This window comes from Gemmatimonadales bacterium, assembly GCA_030697825.1.
Classification (GTDB): domain Bacteria; phylum Gemmatimonadota; class Gemmatimonadetes; order Gemmatimonadales; family JACORV01; genus JACORV01.
This window is the reverse complement of record JAUYOW010000106.1, coordinates 1-16,025: the sequence shown is the minus strand read 5'-3', so window position 1 is coordinate 16,025 and position 16,025 is coordinate 1. Positions and strand designations below refer to the sequence as shown.

Annotated in this window: 16 protein-coding genes; 7 read left to right on the top strand and 9 right to left on the bottom strand. The window is 69.3% G+C overall.

Annotated elements, in window-relative coordinates:
- From Q8Q85_05735 to Q8Q85_05725, 3 genes are all read right to left on the bottom strand, one after another.
- The coding region (locus tag Q8Q85_05735; protein ID MDP3773752.1) for an aldehyde dehydrogenase family protein at positions 1-425 on the bottom strand (425 nt) is incomplete at its 3' end.
- A 114-nt stretch (positions 426-539) separates the two neighbouring features.
- A complete protein-coding gene (locus Q8Q85_05730) occupies positions 540-962 on the bottom strand; it encodes a PIN domain-containing protein (protein ID MDP3773751.1) in 423 nt (140 codons plus the stop codon).
- A complete protein-coding gene (locus tag Q8Q85_05725) occupies positions 955-1,266 on the bottom strand; it encodes a hypothetical protein (GenBank protein ID MDP3773750.1) in 312 nt (103 codons plus the stop codon). Before Q8Q85_05725 ends, Q8Q85_05730 begins: the two co-directional genes overlap by 8 nt.
- A gap of 86 nt (positions 1,267-1,352) precedes the next feature.
- On the opposite strand from Q8Q85_05725, the gene tkt reads away from it, so the two are divergent.
- From tkt to Q8Q85_05710, 3 genes are read left to right on the top strand one after another with little or no spacing between them, the layout of a single operon-like run.
- On the top strand, positions 1,353-3,380 hold the full coding sequence (gene tkt, locus Q8Q85_05720; protein MDP3773749.1) for a transketolase: 2,028 nt from the start codon (positions 1,353-1,355) through the stop codon (positions 3,378-3,380).
- A 9-nt stretch (positions 3,381-3,389) separates the two neighbouring features.
- A complete protein-coding gene (gene tal / locus Q8Q85_05715) occupies positions 3,390-4,541 on the top strand; it encodes a transaldolase (protein ID MDP3773748.1) in 1,152 nt (383 codons plus the stop codon).
- The gene (locus Q8Q85_05710; protein MDP3773747.1) at positions 4,519-6,060 is read left to right on the top strand and encodes a hypothetical protein; all 1,542 of its coding nucleotides are present in this window, start codon (positions 4,519-4,521) and stop codon (positions 6,058-6,060) included. The genes tal and Q8Q85_05710 overlap by 23 nt, the downstream gene beginning before the upstream one ends.
- A 2-nt stretch (positions 6,061-6,062) precedes the next feature.
- Here Q8Q85_05710 and Q8Q85_05705 read toward each other — a convergent pair whose 3' ends face one another.
- Together Q8Q85_05705 and Q8Q85_05700 are read right to left on the bottom strand one after the other, a co-directional pair.
- A complete protein-coding gene (locus tag Q8Q85_05705; GenBank protein ID MDP3773746.1) occupies positions 6,063-7,988 on the bottom strand; it encodes an ATP-binding protein in 1,926 nt (641 codons plus the stop codon).
- Positions 7,989-8,166: 178 nt separating this feature from the next.
- On the bottom strand, positions 8,167-9,222 hold the full coding sequence (locus tag Q8Q85_05700) for a response regulator (protein ID MDP3773745.1): 1,056 nt from the start codon (positions 9,220-9,222) through the stop codon (positions 8,167-8,169).
- Between the two features lie 76 nt (positions 9,223-9,298).
- On the opposite strand from Q8Q85_05700, the gene Q8Q85_05695 reads away from it, so the two are divergent.
- Entirely contained in the window at positions 9,299-11,968 is a 2,670-nt protein-coding gene (locus Q8Q85_05695) for a glycoside hydrolase family 38 C-terminal domain-containing protein (protein ID MDP3773744.1), read from the top strand.
- A gap of 11 nt (positions 11,969-11,979) precedes the next feature.
- Positions 11,980-13,206, top strand: coding sequence for an aminoacetone oxidase family FAD-binding enzyme (locus Q8Q85_05690; GenBank protein MDP3773743.1), 1,227 nt, complete (start codon positions 11,980-11,982; stop codon positions 13,204-13,206).
- Positions 13,207-13,277: 71 nt separating this feature from the next.
- Here Q8Q85_05690 and Q8Q85_05685 read toward each other — a convergent pair whose 3' ends face one another.
- On the bottom strand, positions 13,278-13,631 hold the full coding sequence (locus Q8Q85_05685) for a hypothetical protein (GenBank protein MDP3773742.1): 354 nt from the start codon (positions 13,629-13,631) through the stop codon (positions 13,278-13,280).
- A 172-nt stretch (positions 13,632-13,803) separates the two neighbouring features.
- On the opposite strand from Q8Q85_05685, the gene Q8Q85_05680 reads away from it, so the two are divergent.
- Together Q8Q85_05680 and Q8Q85_05675 are read left to right on the top strand one after the other, a co-directional pair.
- On the top strand, positions 13,804-14,151 hold the full coding sequence (locus Q8Q85_05680) for a type II toxin-antitoxin system RelE/ParE family toxin (GenBank protein MDP3773741.1): 348 nt from the start codon (positions 13,804-13,806) through the stop codon (positions 14,149-14,151).
- A 2-nt stretch (positions 14,152-14,153) separates the two neighbouring features.
- Entirely contained in the window at positions 14,154-14,483 is a 330-nt protein-coding gene (locus Q8Q85_05675) for a helix-turn-helix transcriptional regulator (protein MDP3773740.1), read from the top strand.
- A 108-nt stretch (positions 14,484-14,591) separates the two neighbouring features.
- Here Q8Q85_05675 and Q8Q85_05670 read toward each other — a convergent pair whose 3' ends face one another.
- From Q8Q85_05670 to Q8Q85_05660, 3 genes are all read right to left on the bottom strand, one after another.
- Positions 14,592-14,870, bottom strand: coding sequence for a hypothetical protein (locus Q8Q85_05670; protein ID MDP3773739.1), 279 nt, complete (start codon positions 14,868-14,870; stop codon positions 14,592-14,594).
- A gap of 78 nt (positions 14,871-14,948) precedes the next feature.
- On the bottom strand, positions 14,949-15,569 hold the full coding sequence (locus tag Q8Q85_05665) for a carboxymuconolactone decarboxylase family protein (protein ID MDP3773738.1): 621 nt from the start codon (positions 15,567-15,569) through the stop codon (positions 14,949-14,951).
- Positions 15,570-15,605: 36 nt separating this feature from the next.
- Positions 15,606-16,025, bottom strand: a 420-nt coding sequence (locus Q8Q85_05660; protein ID MDP3773737.1) for a VOC family protein, incomplete at its 5' end; no start/stop codon positions are given.

The following is a 16,025-nucleotide window of genomic DNA, read 5'->3' as shown; positions in this document are numbered from 1 at the left end:
TGCCCCATCATCAGCGTCGGGATGCCGCAGGCGTGCTCGACGTTCTCGATGCCGCGCTTCACCGAGCCGCGCGACTCGTCGAGCGTCTTGCCGTTCTCCTGGGTGACGATCGAGGAGATTTCGTCGAAGTGCTCGTCGAGGAGGGCCTTCAGCTTGAAGAGGTATCGAGCCCGCGCCGGCGCCGGCGTGGCGCGCCACGCGGGGAACGCGGCCGGCGCCGCAGCCACGGCGTCGTCCACGGCCTTAGCGGTCGCCCGGGGCACTCGGCCGAGGGCTTCGCCGGTGGCGGGATTGGTGAGCGCGAGCGATTCGGTGGCGCCGGCTTGTACCCACGCGCCGCCGATGTAGTTCGGGATGGGAACGTCGAGCTTTCGCGCGGCGGAAGAAAAAACGCCGCCGCGGTGCGGCTGCGTGGTGACCGTCATGGGTACCGTACCCTTTTCGAGAAGACGTAACCGATTGGTACGTCGAAGGTAGGGCGTGATTGGCGAGGTTGTCAACGCGGCGCCTTCGGGCGGAACTCGCCGAGGGAGCCGCGATTAGGGGAGCATCTCGAAGCCCGCCGCCGCGAAATGCCGGTCGTAGGCAAGCGCGCGCTTGATCCGGCGCCGCTTCATTAGCGCGAAGCTCACGGCGTCGGCGAGGGAGAAGTCCTGGTCGTCGTACTTCTCGATCCAGTCAGCCAAAGCTTCGGCCTCCAGCTCCGCCGTGCTGGGTACTACATCGGTCCCGGGGGCCGGGAAGGCTCTCAGGAACGCAAGCGCCGTGTCTCGCCGGTCCCGGATCAACAGCAGCTGGTGCGTCTCAGCAAGCACCAGATTGGTCGTGACCAGACGCGTGCCGCTCCGGATCAGCTGGCGGAGTGTCGCTCCGGCCCGTTCGTGCCGCTCGCGGTCGACATCGGTCCGGCCCCGGAGCGCGGTTGCGCACCAGAAGCCGCTGTCTACGAATACCTCAAGCACGTCCGCGCCGGGGGCCGCCGCGGCGGGGCGGGGGCGCGGGCCAGTTTGCCTCCGCCAGGTAGCGATCGTGCTCCACGATGGGGTCGTAGCTCACGCTGGGACCGCGATCACCGACTCCGATGCCGATCAAGCGCACCAGCGGGTGCGAGTCGGGATCAGTCATGGCCTGCTCCAGCGCGACCAACGCCCGACGCAGCACTTCGGACTTGGAGGCGCCCAGCTCGGACGTCAGCCAGTCCAGCCGCTCCCGATGCGGGGCGTCCAGGTACACCTGAACCGGCTCGCTCACCTTCTTGGATTTCATGAATCATGAGATAACATCATGAATGCGCCAAGTCAAGGGCGGCGTGCATTTGGCCGGATGCGGCGCCGCACGCTAGATTCCCGCCCGTGACCGCGCTCCCCAAAGCCGCCGCCCGGACGGACCTCGACACGCTCTGTATCAACACCGTCCGCACCCTTGCCATGGATGCGGTGGAAAAGGCCAACTCCGGCCACCCGGGCACGCCGATGGCGCTGGCGCCGCTGGCGTACCTGCTCTACACCCGGCACCTCAAACACAGCCCGAAGCACCCCGACTGGCCCGACCGCGATCGCTTTGTCCTTTCGGCCGGGCATGCCTCGATGCTGCTCTATTCGATCCTGCATCTCACCGGGTACGATCTCTCGCTGGATGACCTGAAGAACTTCCGGCAGTGGGGAAGCAAGACCCCCGGCCACCCGGAGCACGGGCTCGCCCCGGGCGTCGAAACGACTACCGGCCCGCTCGGCCAGGGTTTCACCAACGGCGTGGGGATGGCGATCGCCGAGGCGCACCTCGCGGCGCGCTTCAACCGCCCCGGCCACGAGATCGTGAACCACTTCACCTACGCGATCTGTTCCGACGGCGACCTGATGGAGGGTGTTTCGCACGAGGCGTCGTCCATCGCGGGGCACCTGAAGCTTGGCAAGCTCATCTACTACTACGACGACAACCACATCACCATCGAGGGTGACACCAACCTCGCCTTCAGCGAGGACGTGGCGCGGCGGTTCGAGGGCTACCACTGGCACGTGCAGCGGGTGGAGGACGGCAACGACCTCGAGGCGCTCGACGCGGCGACGCGGCGCGCCAAAGCCGAGTCATCTCGCCCGTCACTCATCGTCGTCCGCACCCACATCGCCTGGGGTGCGCCTAACAAGCAGGACACCGCCGAGGCGCATGGGTCGCCGCTCGGCAAGGACGAGATCGCGGCGACGAAGCGGGGGTACGGGTGGCCGGAGGAGCCGCCTTTCCTGGTGCCTGAGGAGGTAGCCGCCCACACCCGCGAGTGCGGGGAGCGCGGGGCGTCGTGGGTGCGGGAGTGGGACGGGAAGCTCCGCGGGTACGAGCGCGCTCACCCGGCGCTCGCGGCCGAGTTCCGGGCCGCCCTCGCAGGCGAACTGCGCGCTGGCTGGGAGCGGGCGCTGCCGGTGTTCACCGCGAAAGACGGTGCGACGCCGACGCGCGCGGCCTCGGCCAAGGTGATCAACGCGCTGGCACCCCTGGTGCCGACACTGGTCGGCGGCTCGGCGGACCTCGCGCCCTCGACCAACACGCTCATGAAGGGCGCGGGCGACTTCGCAGCGGACCACTACGAGGCGCGCAACTTGCACTTCGGCATCCGCGAGCACGGGATGGGCGGCATCCTCAACGGGATGGCGCTGCACCGGGGCGTACGGCCCTTCGGAGCCACCTTCCTGATCTTCTCCGACTACCTGCGGCCGGCGATCCGCCTCGCGTCCATCATGGAGCTACCGGTCATCTACGTTTTCACGCACGACAGCGTCGGTCTGGGTGAGGACGGCCCGACCCACCAGCCCATCGAGCAGCTGGCGTCGCTGCGCGCCATCCCCGGCATGACGGTGATCCGGCCCGCGGACGCGACCGAGACGCCGATCGCGTGGCGCGCCGCGCTTGAGCACCGCAACGGCCCGGTCGCGCTGGTGCTCACCCGCCAGAAGGTGCCGATCATCGATCGCGACGTGTACGCCTCCGCCGACGGCGTTCTGAAGGGCGGATATGTCCTCGCCGAGGCGACGGGTGGCGCGCCGAAGCTCCTCCTGATCGGAACGGGGTCGGAGGTGGCGCTTTGCCTCGGCGCGCGCGAGCTTCTGGAGCAGGACGGGATCCCGACGCGCGTCGTGAGCATGCCGAGCCTGGAGATCTTCCAGCGGCAACCGGCGGACTGGCGCGACGCAGTGCTCCCGCCGACGGTAACGAAGCGTCTGGCGGTGGAAGCGGGGCAGACGTTCGGCTGGCACCGCTGGGTCGGGACCGAAGGTGACGTGCTGGGTCTGGAGCGGTTTGGCGCATCGGCCCCGTTCGAGCGCATCTTCAAGGAGCTGGGCTTCACTTCCGAGAACGTGGCGGCGCGCGCGCGCGCGCTGCTCACCTAGGAGGTCCGGATGGCGCGTCTCTCGAATCCCGGCGGCACGCTTCAGGCCTTGGAGCGCGTCGGCCAGAGCGTGTGGCTCGACTACATGCACCGCGCGATGCTGCGCTCGGGCGAGCTGAAGCAGCTCATCGAGCGGAGCGGGGTGCGCGGGGCCACGAGCAACCCGACCATCTTCGAGCAGGCCATCGGCGGGAGCGACGCGTACGACGACGTGATCGCGCAGCTGGCCGCGACCGGCAGGAGCGTGGTGGAGATCTACGAAGCGCTGGCCGTCGAGGACATCCGGGAGGCGTGCGACCAGTTCCGGCCGATCTACGACATGGCGGGCGGGAACGACGGCTTCGTGTCGATCGAGGTGTCGCCCCGGCTGGCGCGCGACCCGGCGGGCACGATCGCGGAGGCGCGGCGGCTGTGGGCGGCGGTGGACCGGCCGAACGTCATGATCAAGATCCCTGGCACGGCCGAGGGCCTGCCGGCGATCGCGCAGGCGACGGCCGAAGGGATCAACATCAACATCACGCTGCTCTTCGCGGTGGAGAGGTACGAGGGGGTGATGGAGGCATACCTCGTGGGCCTCGAGCGACGGCTGGCGGCGGCGCAGCCGGTGGACCCGATCCGGTCGGTAGCGAGCTTCTTCGTGAGCCGGGTGGACACGGAGGTGGACCAGCGGCTGCAGGCACGGATCGCGGCGGGGGCCGACCGGGCGCGGTGTGAGGCGCTGCTGGGGACGGCGGCGGTCGCCAACACGAAGATCGCCTACCAGGCGTTCCTGCGGGTGTTCGAGGACGCGCGGTTCCGGCAGTTGATGGCGAAGGGCGCGGCGGTCCAGCGGCCGCTGTGGGCGAGCACCGGCACCAAGAACCCGGCGTACTCCGACGTCAGGTACGTGGACGGGCTCATCGGCCCCGACACGGTGAACACGATGCCGCCGGCGACGATCAAGGCGTTCGCCGACCATGGCCGGCCGGTGCGGACCATCGACACGGATCTCGACGCCGCGCGTGCCAGCGCCGCGGCCCTGGCGGAGGTCGGCGTGAGTCTGCGCGACGTCACCGATCAACTGGTGGTGGATGGCGTGAAGAAGTTCGAGGATTCCCTCACCACGCTGCTGGCCGCGGTAGAGGCCAAGCGCGAGCGTTTTGCCGCCGCTTCCCGTTCCTGAGCCCTCCTCGCCGCTGCTGAGTGCCGCCCAACGGCGACTGTCCGCGGACGGCGACCGGGTCGTCAGCGCTCTCTACGCGAGAGATCCTTCCCTCTGGGTCGTACCCGAGGCCGCGGAGTGGCTCGGGTGGCTCGACGCGCCGCGCGTCTATGGTGCGCGCGTCACCGAGTTGCTCGCCTTCGCCGACGAGGTGCGACAGGTGGGCTTCACGCGGGTGGCGTTGCTCGGCATGGGCGGGTCGAGTCTCGCCCCCGAGGTCTTCGCCCGCACCTTTGGCCCGCGCGACAGCTTCCCCACGCTGGTCGTCCTCGACACCACGGATCCCTCGGCCCTCCTGCGCATCGAGGAGGCCGGCGACGTCGCCAGCACCTTCTTCCTTGTCTCCAGCAAGTCCGGCACGACGATCGAGATGAACGCGATGCTCGCCTACTTCTGGGAGCGGACGGGCGGAGGCCCCGGCCGGTTCGCGGCGATAACCGATCCCGGAACGCCGCTCGCGAAGCTGGCCAGGGAACGCGGATTCCGCCGGGTGTTCGAGAACGCGCCGGACATCGGCGGGCGCTTCAGCGCGCTCAGCTACTTCGGCCTGGTCCCGGCGGCGCTGATGGGCGTGGACATCGCCGAGGTCCTGGCTCGCGCCGCGGCGATGGCGGAGAAGTGCGCCGGCCGCGCCTCGTGTCCCGAGATGGTGGGCCCGGCGCTCGGCGCCTTCTTCGCGGAGGCCTCGGTGGCGGGGCGCGACAAGCTCACGATAGACGGCGGGCCGACGTTCGACTCGTTCGGAGTGTGGGCGGAGCAGCTGGTGGCGGAGAGCACGGGGAAGGGCGGGAAGGGACTGGTCCCGATCGTTGGTGAGCCTGCCGGCGCGCGGGCCGGCGCAGGAGCGGACCGCGCGTTCGTGACGATCGACGCGGGCGATCCACTCGACCTCGGCGCCGAGTTCTTCCAGTGGGAGGTGGCGACGGCGGTGGCCGGCGCGTGGATGGGCTTGAACCCCTTCGACCAGCCCAACGTGGCGGAGAGCAAGACCAACACCGAGCACGTGCTGAAGGATCTGGCCGGCGGCGCCGCGCCGGAACCGGCTGCCGGCTTGGGCGGCCTCGAGCGCGCGCTGCGCGAGTGGGCGTCGCTGATCCGCGAGCGCGACTACGTGGCGCTGCTCGCCTGGGTCCAGCCGACGGCCGAGCACCACGCGCTGTTGGCGCGCATGCGCCGCGCGATCGGCGCCGCGCGAGGCGTCGCGACCACGGCGGGGTACGGCCCGCGGTTCCTCCACTCGACCGGCCAGCTGCACAAGGGCGGTGCGGACAACGGCGTTTTCCTGCAGATCGAGACGGAGAACGCGCGCGACATGGCCGTTCCCGGTGCCGGCTTCACCTTCGGCCGCCTGAAGCTCGCGCAGGCCTTGGGTGACCATGGGGCGCTGGTGGCTAGAGGGAGAAGGGTGCTGCGCGTGCGGGTGAGGGAGGGAGAGGTGGAACGCGTGGCGGAGATCGTGGAGCAGGTGATGAGGGTGTAGGGCTACGCCCTCGCTTCTCCCGGTCCCTCCACCGGTAACTCTACCCAGAACGTACTGCCTTTCCCCTTGACCGACTCCACTCCGAGCCGCCCGTAGTGAAGGTCCACGAGCCGCTTGCACAGGGCCAGGCCAAGACCGGTGCCCTCGTAGCGGCGCGAGTACGACGCGTCCACCTGAGTGAACTCGGTGAAGAGCCGGGCCTGGTCCTCCGGCGTGATGCCGATCCCGCTGTCGGTGACGGCGACCCAGATGACGTCCCGCTCCTGGTTGCCGTCCTCCCCGGCCCGGTCCCCTCTGCGCCTGCGCCTTCCCGCGGGCATGGCGCTGCGCCGGCGGTCGGCACGGATCCGTATCTCGCCGCCCGGGGGCGTGAACTTCACCGCGTTGGCCAAGAGGTTGTAGAAGATCTGCCGGACGCGCATCTCGTCGGCCATGACCATCAGGTCCGCCTCGCCCAGCTGAAGCAGGACGCGGTGTCCCTTGGCGACGGTCAGGCTCTCCATCCCCGTCAGCACGTCGTTCACCAGCGACCGCACGTCGGTGGACGTGAGGTGAAGGTCCATCCGGCCGGCTTCGACCTTCGAGAGGTCCAGGATGTCGTTGACGAGCCCCAGGAGGTGGCGGCCGTTTCGCGCGATCGTCTCCAGCGAGTCGCGCTGCTCGAGGGTCAGCGGGCCCAGCGCGCCGATGAGGAGCATCTCGGAGAAGCCGATCACCGAATTGAGCGGGGTGCGCAACTCGTGCGACATGTTGGCGAGGAACTGCGCCTTCATGCGGTTGGCGCGCTCCAACTCCTCGATTTTGGTGGCCAGCTCGCGGCTCGCCTCTTCAACCGAGCGGTAGAGCCGCGAGTTGGAGATGGCGATGGCCAGCTCGCTCGCGACCTCCTCGACGAGGCCGATCTCCCCCTCACGCCACAGCCGCGGCACGCCCGCTTGGTGGAAGGCGATGACTCCGATCGCCTCTCCGCGCAGCACGATAGGGGTCACGAGCACCGCCAGCGCCTGGTCGAGCTCGGCGGTGGCGGCGCCCAGGCGCGCGTCGGCGCGGGCATCCGAGGTCTCGATCGTACTGCGCTCGCGCACCGCCGTGGTGAGGAGCCCGAGCGCCGGGTCGGCCTTGGCGCTCGCCGAGGCCACCTCGGGCCCGTGCCACTCGGACGACACAGCCATCAGCTCGTTGCCACGCCTTAGGCGCACGAAGCACCGGGAGACCGCCAGCGCAGTGCCCAGCTCCCGCACCGCCGAATCCAGGATCACCTGGAGATCGAGCGACTGCCGGATGCGGCTGCTGACGGCGTTGAGGAGAGCGGCGCGGCGCTCGCGCTGCGCCAGCTCCTCCACCGCCTGGACGCTCTCGAGCACCAGCGCGGTGTAGGTGGCCAGGTCGCGCAGGACCTCGACGTCCCCGTCCCCGAAGGAGCGGTTGTCGCGAGGGTTGTCAACCCCGAGCGCGCCCACGCACCGCCCTTTCGCGACCAGCGGCAGCATGATGGCGCGGCGCAGCGCGATGCGCTCGTGCACCGACCGGAAGTGCCGTTCGTCCGACGCCGGGTCGTTCAGCACCAGCGGCTGCGGGTGCTGGATCACCCAGCCGGCCATGCTCCCCTCGAGCGGGACGGCCGAGCCGACGAAGGGCGCGATCGGCCCGGTCGCGGCCTCGAGCACGAGGCGCGTGGCATCGGCGGTGGTGAGCGTGATGTGGGCCATGTCGGCGCCGAGCAGCTGCGCGGCGCTCTCGGCCACGTGGCGCAGGACGCCACGGATGTTGCGGTCGGTGAGGAGGACGCGCCCGATCTCGTTCAGCGACTCGAGCCGGGCGATCTGGCGGTTCAGCTCGGTGCGCACCCTGTACCCGCGCCGGAGCACGACGGCTCCCGCGAGGGCCAATAGGCTGAAGAGGATGAGGTCTACCGTGCCGTGACTCACGCCGGCGCTCCGCGGGTCATGGCGTAATGATAGCGACTCACTCCGGGCGGGGCAGTCCCAGGCGCACCGGACCCTCCACCGGGAGAGAGGAACCAGAAGGTGCTCCCGTGGCCGTAGAGGGATTCCGCGCCGATCGACGCGCCGTGACGCCGAGAGCAAGAAGCGCGCTGTCCGTGACCTACCTGCCCTGCATCTCTTTCACCATCCCGACGAACGGCTCGACCAGGTTGGGATCGAACTGGGTGCCCGACGCGCGCCGCAGCTCGCCAAGGGCGACCTCTACCGGCCGCCGGGCGCGATACGGGCGCCCCGTCGTCATCGCCTCGAATGCGTCGGCGAGCGAGAAGATCCGCGCGCCGAGCGGGATCGCTTCTCCCTTCAGGCCCTCCGGGTAGCCGCTGCCGTCCCACCACTCGTGATGGTGGCGCACGATCTCGAGCGCCCGGCCGAGGCCGGGGACATTGCGCAGGATGTCGGCGGCGATGCCCGGCTGGCGCTTGATGAGCTCGCGCTCCTCATCGGTGAGCGGGCCCACCTTCTTGAGCAGTCCGTCGGGGAGCATCAGCTTGCCGATGTCGTGGAGGAGGAAGCCGCGGAAGACGTTGGGGTCGCCGGCCAGCTCCGGCGCGACCCGCTCGCAGAAGAGCTGCGCCAGGTGCGCGGGCCGCTCGGCGTCGATGGGGTTGCCGCCCTCGCGCTCGGACAGGGCCAGGTTCAGCGCCGCGACGGTGCCGGTGTACGCGTCCTCGAGCGCCGCCAACGCCTGGTTCAGCTTGGTCATCTTCTCCTGGAGCTTGGCGGCGAGGCGGTCGGCGTACGCCGCGGCCCACGTCTCGCCCAGGTGCCGGCGTGCCTTCATTTCTGGTGCCTTGCCACCCACCACCTTCGCGACCTCGGCGAGCAGCTCCCGAGGCTCGAGCGGCTTGATCAAGTACGCCGAGGCTCCCAGCGACACGCCGAACTCGCGGTCCGCGGGGTCCGTGTACGAACCCGTGTAGAAGATGACGGGAACGTGCTTGAGGGCTTCGTCCGTCTTGATGGCGCGGCAGAGCTGGAAGCCGTCGAGTCGTGGCATCAGGATGTCGGTGATGACGAGTTCGGGCGGCTCGGTACGCATCAGATCGAGCGCCGCCTGGCCGTCGGACGCCGCCGCGACCTCGTACCCCACGCTCTGACAGATCGCGCGCAGCGCCCGGCGGTTGTACGCCATGTCATCCACCACGAGGACTCTCACCGACCCTCCTCCCCTTGGGACTCCCTGAGATAGCGTGCCTTGTCCCAGTTGGCAACAATACCGTAGTTTGGCGCCCGTGACCATCCGGGTGCACGTCGTTCCCCACACCCACTGGGACCGCGAGTGGTATCACGGCGCGGCCCGTTTCCGGTTGCGGCTCGCCCGGCTCATGGACGACCTGGTCGAGTTGCTGCGCGGCCGCCCCGATTATCCCTCGTTCCTGCTGGATGGGCAGGCTATCGTCCTCGACGACTACCTCGCGGTGCGCCCGGAGGCCGGCGACGCGGTTCGCCGCCTGCTCGCCGAGGGCCGGCTCGAGGCAGGGCCGTGGTATGTGCTGCCCGACGAGCTGCTGGTATCGGCGGAAGCGCTGGTGAGGAACTTGATCGAGGGCGGAACGGCAGTACGGCGGCTCGGCGGAACGGCGATGCGGGTCGGCTACACGCCGGATGCGTTCGGGCACTCCGGTGCGTTGCCGCTCGTCCTCCGCGGGTTCGGGATCGACGTGGCACTCCTGTGGCGCGGGTTCGGAGGCGAGCCCGGGCAGGAGGGCGACCTGCACCGATGGCGCTCGGCTGATGGGTGCGAAGTGCTGATGATCCACCTTCCCGCGCCTGGCTACGAGTACGGGTCGGGCATCTCCGCCGGCGGATCCGCGCTCCCGGAGCGATGGGAAGGGCTGCGCGCGATGCTCGAGCCACGCGCCCGGTCTCCGCACTGGCTCGTGATGGCTGGAGCGGATCATCACGCGGCGCAGCCCGACCTGCCCGAGGTGGTCGAGGAGTTTCGCGCGCTCGCGCCGGACTGTGACGTGCGGATGGGGTCGCTCGGCGGGTACGCGGAAAGGGTGCGCGGGTGGGCGACGAAGCGCGACAAAACGCTGCCCGTGGTCGAAGGGGAGTTGCGCGGCGGACACCGCCATGCGTGGGCGCTCCAGGGCACCCACGCCTCGCGGCTGTACCTCAAGCAGGCCAACGCCGCCTGCCAGCGGCTGCTCCAGCGGTACGCGGAGCCGCTGGGTGCGCTCGCGGCTGGGCGTGGCGGCCGCGACCGGCGTGCCGAGCTCCGGGCCGCGTGGCGCACGCTCCTCGAGAACCACCCCCACGACAGCCTCTGTGGCACCAGCGCGGACCCGGTGCATCGCGAGATGATGACGCGCTTCGCACGGTGCCGCGACGAGGCCGAAGAGATCCTGCGCGCGGCGCTGTTCGAGGTGGCCGGGCACGACGCGGCGGCGGCGCGCCAGGCCGGCCGGAAAGCGTGGAAGCCCGCGGTGTTGCTCTTCAATCCGTCGCCGTTCAAGCGAAGTGGAGTAGTGGAAGCGGAGGTGGCCGTCTTCAGGGCCGACGTGCCGGTGGGGCAGGGCTCGCGGGCGGGTCGGGCCGCGCGGCCCAAGGCCGCGGAGATCGTTCTGAAGGATGCGCGCGGTGTCCGGGTAGCCGTGCAGGAGCTGGAGCGGCGCGTTGGCCACGAGCTGATCGAGAGCCACCGTCACTACCCCGACTGCGACGAGGTCGAGTGGCATCGAGTCGTAGTCTACGCGCGGGACCTGCCTCCGCTCGGCGTGGCGGCGTGGTCGGTGGGGGAAGCCGGCGCGCCGGCGCGCCGGCGCGGCAAGCCGCCGTCGCCCTCGGACCCCGTGATCGTCGAGGCCGCCGAGATGCATAACGCGCAGCTCTGGGTTCGGGTGGAGGCGGACGGGTCGTTCGCGGTGCTCGACCGGGCCAGCGGCGAGAGCTACCACGGCCTCGGAGTGCTCGAGGACAACGGGGACGCCGGCGACAGCTACACCTACTCGGCGCCCCGACGGGACCGCGTCGTTGATGCGCCGGACGAGGTCGCGGTCTCCGTCGTCCACGGCGGGCCGCTGCGCGGGACGCTCGAGATCCTGCGCCGGTACGGGGAGACCGGGCTGGAGGCGCGGACGAGGGTCACGCTGGACGCCGGAGCGACGCACCTCGCGGTCGAGGTTTCCGGCCAGAACCTGCGGGCCGATCACCGGCTGCGCATGCGCTTCCCGCTCGGCAAGTCACCGCAACGGGTGGTCGCGGACGGGCACTTCGGTCCGGTCGAACGGTCGGTCGGCGCGCCGGCGGTGCGGTCCGGGGATCGGTTCGAAACGCCGGCCCCGACCGCGCCGATGCAGCGGTACGTCTCGGTGGCGGCGGGCGCACGCGGCGTGACGGTGCTGGCGGACGGCCTCCCGGAGTACGAAGCGCGGCACGACGGGGCGGTGCTGGTCACGCTCCTGCGCGCCTTCGGCGAGCTGTCCCGTGTGGACATCCCGGAGCGGCCGGGACATGCCGGCTGGCCCACCCCGACGCCCGAGGCGCAGTGCCTCGGGCCGTTCACCGCGCGGCTCGGTCTGTGCTTTCACGACGAGGCGGCGCTGGCGCAGCTCGACGGGATCGAACCCGCCGCCGAGGACTTCCACGCGCCCGTTATGGCGCGGATGCTGCGCTCCGCGCTCCGATACCCCGAGGAGGTGACCGGTCCGGAGCTGGTAGGCGGCGGCCTGGTGTTCTCGGCGATGAAGCCGGCCGAGGATGGGAAGGGGATCGTGCTGCGGTGCTACAACCCTGCCGCGAGCGCGGCGCGTGGCGCGTGGTGCGTGGGTTCGGGGGTGTGGCAGGCGGAGCTGTGCAGGTTGGACGAGACGCCGCTGGAGCCGCTCGAGGCGAACGACCGGGGCACGATCCAGTTCACGACCGATGCCCGGGCTGTCGTGACCATCAGCGTGCGGTAGGTAGCAGCCCCTTGGCCGGTGCACGGGTGATAGTGATCGGCGCGGGGGCCGCCGGCTCGATGGCGGCGATCTTCGCCGCTTCGGCGGGCGCGGAGACGCTGCTGCTCGAGCGCACCCTGGACGGCGGGCGCAAGATCCTCATCAGCGGCGGCGGCCGCTGCAACATCCTGCCGGCGCGGCTCGACGAGTCGCGCTTCGTCACCGACTCCTCGCTCAACACCCTGCGCAAGATCGTCCGTTCATGGCCCCTCAACGAGCAGGTCGCGTTCTTCGAGGGGGAACTCGGGCTGCCCTTGGAGGAGGAAGAGGAGTCGGCGAAGCTCTTCCCCGTCTCCAACCGCGCGCGCGATGTGCGGGACGGACTCCTCGCGCTGGCGACGCGGCGAGGCGCGCGGCTGCTCATGAACACGCGCGTGACCGGCTTCGCTCCCCAGGATGGCCGCTGGCGAGTGGACCGCGCCGAAGACCCGCCACTCGAGGCTGACGCCGTGATCGTCGCAACCGGCGGGCTTTCGGTGCCGCAGACGGGGAGCGACGGGCTCGGCCTGAGGGTCCTCCAGGGGCTGGGTCATTCCGTTCACCCGACCTACGCCGCGCTCACTCCCGTGACCTCGGAGCCAGCGCCTTTCGCGACCCTCGCCGGCGTGTCGCTGACGGTGACGATCACGGCTCGCGACGCCGAGCGGAGCGCCACGGCAACCGGCGGATTCCTCTTTACCCATCGCGGCTACAGCGGGCCGGCGGTGCTGGACGTCTCGCACGTTCTGGTGCGCTCGGTGGCTGGTTCGACTCCCGCGCGTCTTCTGGTGCGCTGGACAGCGCTCGACGAGAAAGCGTGGGACGCGGCGCTCCGTCCCGACGGCACGCGCACGGTCCTGAGCGCATTGCGGGACGAGCTGCCGGAGCGGCTCGCCGCCGCGCTGATCGGCGTGGCGGGTGTGGACCAGGAGCGCCGGCTGGCGCAGCTGAGGCGCGAGGAGCGGCTCCGGCTGGTCGAGACTCTGGTGCGAGGCGCGCTGCCGTGGACGGGGCACGAGGGCTACCAGAAGGCCGAGGTGACGGGCGGCGGCGTCAGCCTGGCGGAGATCGATCCGCGGACGATGGAGAGCCGGAAGCATCGAGGCCTGTTCATCTGCGGCGAAGCGCTCGACGCCTTCGGCCCGATCGGCGGCTACAACTTCCTCTGGGCGTGGGCTACGGGCCGCGCGGCGGGGCTAGGCGCTGTCCGAGGGACGTGACCGTCAGGCGCCACAGGGGCCGGTCACTCGAAGGCTTAGCCCCAGTCAAGGGCATCAGCGTCATTCGCTTGTCAGGTGACGGTCACCATGGGTTGCGCGCCTCCGCGCTTGTTGAGCCACCAGTAGAACGGCAAGCCAAAGCACAAGCCACCGATCAACGAGAGTAGCACGAACCACGGCCACCGTACCCGTCCCGGCGGCACGCGAGCAAAGTGGACAGCCAGGATTCCCAGGGTGAGAAGGGCGTCGATGATGAAGCCGAGAGCGAGCCGGTCCTGCATGACCGCGCTCAGGCCGTGAAAGTCGTAGGCGAGCCAATAGAGGAACAGCCCGTCACCGACGATGAGGCCAAGGAAAGCGACCAGGAGCAGCCACATATTGCAGGCGCCTCGCGTTCGAGGGTGGTTGATGCCGGCGACCGCCACCTAACGACTCGCGCTAAAGCTGCGGCCCACGGCGGTCACTGTAACTGCGGCGCATCGCAGCCCCCAGCGGCTAATAGCTGCGGGCGCACCCCAATGTACAGCGCGCGGACCGACAGCTTCAAGCGCATGCGGCACCCTTGCGCATATGTCATGTATGACATAGCTTGCCAGGGTGGCGTCGCCTGCTAAGCCGCTGGTATGGCTGCACGGGGAGATCAAGACCCCGCCCTTCTCGGCGGTCGCTCGGCTCGAGGCGGGCGTCCTGTTGCGGCGACTCCAGCAGGGGGAGGCCTTGAGCCTGCCACACTCGCGGCCCATGCCGCGAATCGGACGCCGGTGTCACGAGCTGCGGATCCCCGACGCGCAGGCGACCTGGCGAATCGTCTATCGGGTGGACCAGGATGCCGTGGTGATTGCCGAGGTGTTCAGCAAGAAGACGCGGGAAACACCGCTGCAGGTGATCGAGACGTGCCAGCGCCGCCTGCGCGACTATGACGCGACGGCTGGCGAGGAGGAATAACGATGGACAAGGCGAAGCAGAAGCGGCTAGAGGCGAAGGGCTGGAAGCTGGGCTCGGCGAGCGAGTTCCTGGGCCTGAGCGCGGCCGAAGCCACGCTCGTGGACATGAAAGTAAGTCTGAGCCAAGCGCTCCGGGCTCGTCGCCAAGCGTCCGGACTCTCCCAAGTCGCGCTCGCACGGCGCCTCCGGTCGAGTCAGTCGCGGGTGGCGAAGATGGAGGCTGCGGATCGCACCGTCTCAGTTGAGCTCCTCCTTCGAGCACTCATCATGCTCGGCGCGAGGCCGCGGGACATCGCCAAGGCCCTGCAACGACACGGCGGGGTGGCCGCATAACGTTCGCCATAACCGGCGTGCAAAAGCAGAGCGAAGCGGCGCTTTTGCACGTCCGAGTTGATGGCGTTGTTGGGCGTTACATTGCCTACATTCGCACACGGACGCGGTTTAGACAAGGGAAGTGAGGAAGGGGACGATAACCCGATAAAGCGTGATGCCGGCCAATATCGGCGGCGCAATTACGCCGGAGAACGCAACCACCCGCTCGCGGCCACGGGCGACACGAAACCCATGCAGCCACGTCACGAAGACAAAGACGTTGAGTCCGATCTGGATCAAACCGGAAACGATGTTGAGGCCGACGAGGAACCGGGAGAAATTGGCAACCAGAAAGAACGCCAGTCCGGTTGCCGCCGAAATCGCCATCCAGCGGCGATGGCTACTCATGGAAAATTATTGCCTTGTCGATCGCTGCCACAGGGAACATGTCCGCCAGCCCGGGAACGGCGTTGAAGCGGACGGTTGTCATACGCTCCTCAAATGCCTGCCCGCATCCCAGCCGTGAGGCGCGAGGTACTTCTCGCCCACGGCGAGCGCACCGTCCTCGATCGGGGTCGCAAACGTATCGTTCCAGCGGTTGAGGAACCCGAACAGCGCGATCATCGCGACGATTTCGACGATCTGGCCGTCGTTCCAGTGTTCGCGCAGCTTCGCGAACATCTCGTCGGTAACGTCGTTCGGTACGCCGCCTGCGGCGAGCGCCACGTCCAGCGCAATGCGCTCGGCTTCGGTGTAGAGCGGGCTCGTTCGATACTCCCACACCGCTTCGAGTTTGGCGTCGCCTACCCCGGCGCCGTGTGCGATGGCGGCATTGTGCGACATGCAGTACCGGCAGCCTGCGGCGCGGCTCGCAACGAGTGCGATCAGCCGCTGGAAGCCGGCATCAACTTCACTTGTCTCCGGGTCCGAGACCGCTGCCGCCATCTGGATGAACGCGCGCAGGATCTTCGGCCGGTGCTGCATGATGAGCATCGCATTCGGGATGAAACCGCCGCATGCGGCGGCGAATCGCGCGAAGACATCGGCGAACGCCGGGTCCGGCGGGAGCGGGCGGAGCCGCGGGACGGGTTTCTCGGACGAAAACATGGAGTTTTTCCTTATGTGTATAGTCCGGCAAATGGATCAGACGATTTTCAAACCCTGCGGCGGCTTCGGCGTACCAACCGTCTGGTAGAACCAGAGTTCGTAGCCGTTCGGGTCCAGCGCCTTGAACGTCCGGTCGCCCCACCACTGCGTTGTCAGCGGTTCCGTCACCTTCACGCCCTTCTTTTCGCTGAGCTGCCCGAAGTAGCGCTCGACGTCCGCGACCTCAAGGTATATCCCGACGGGTTGCTTCGCGGCCGCAGGCGTGGTGCCGGGGCTCCCGCCCGGGACGCGGGCGAACATGATGCGCGTGCCGTCCTTGGCGACGGTGCAGAAGTCGAACTGGCCGTCCTTGCCGACTACTCCTCGCACGTGGTCGAAGCCGAGGGTGTCGAGGTAGAACTTCCGGATTTCGTCGACGGACGAGACGGCGATGATGGGCATAACGGCCTTCGTTGT

What these genes read in the sequence shown, in the direction of transcription:
- Q8Q85_05725 (MDP3773750.1), bottom strand. Translation starts at nt 1,266, where the DNA reads ATGAAATCCAAGAAGGTGAGCGAGCCGGTTCAGGTGTACCTGGACGCC.
- tal (MDP3773748.1), top strand. Translation starts at nt 3,390, where the DNA reads ATGGCGCGTCTCTCGAATCCCGGCGGCACGCTTCAGGCCTTGGAGCGC.
- Q8Q85_05675 (MDP3773740.1), top strand. Translation starts at nt 14,154, where the DNA reads ATGGACAAGGCGAAGCAGAAGCGGCTAGAGGCGAAGGGCTGGAAGCTG.
- Q8Q85_05670 (MDP3773739.1), bottom strand. Translation starts at nt 14,870, where the DNA reads ATGAGTAGCCATCGCCGCTGGATGGCGATTTCGGCGGCAACCGGACTG.
- Q8Q85_05665 (MDP3773738.1), bottom strand. Translation starts at nt 15,569, where the DNA reads ATGTTTTCGTCCGAGAAACCCGTCCCGCGGCTCCGCCCGCTCCCGCCG.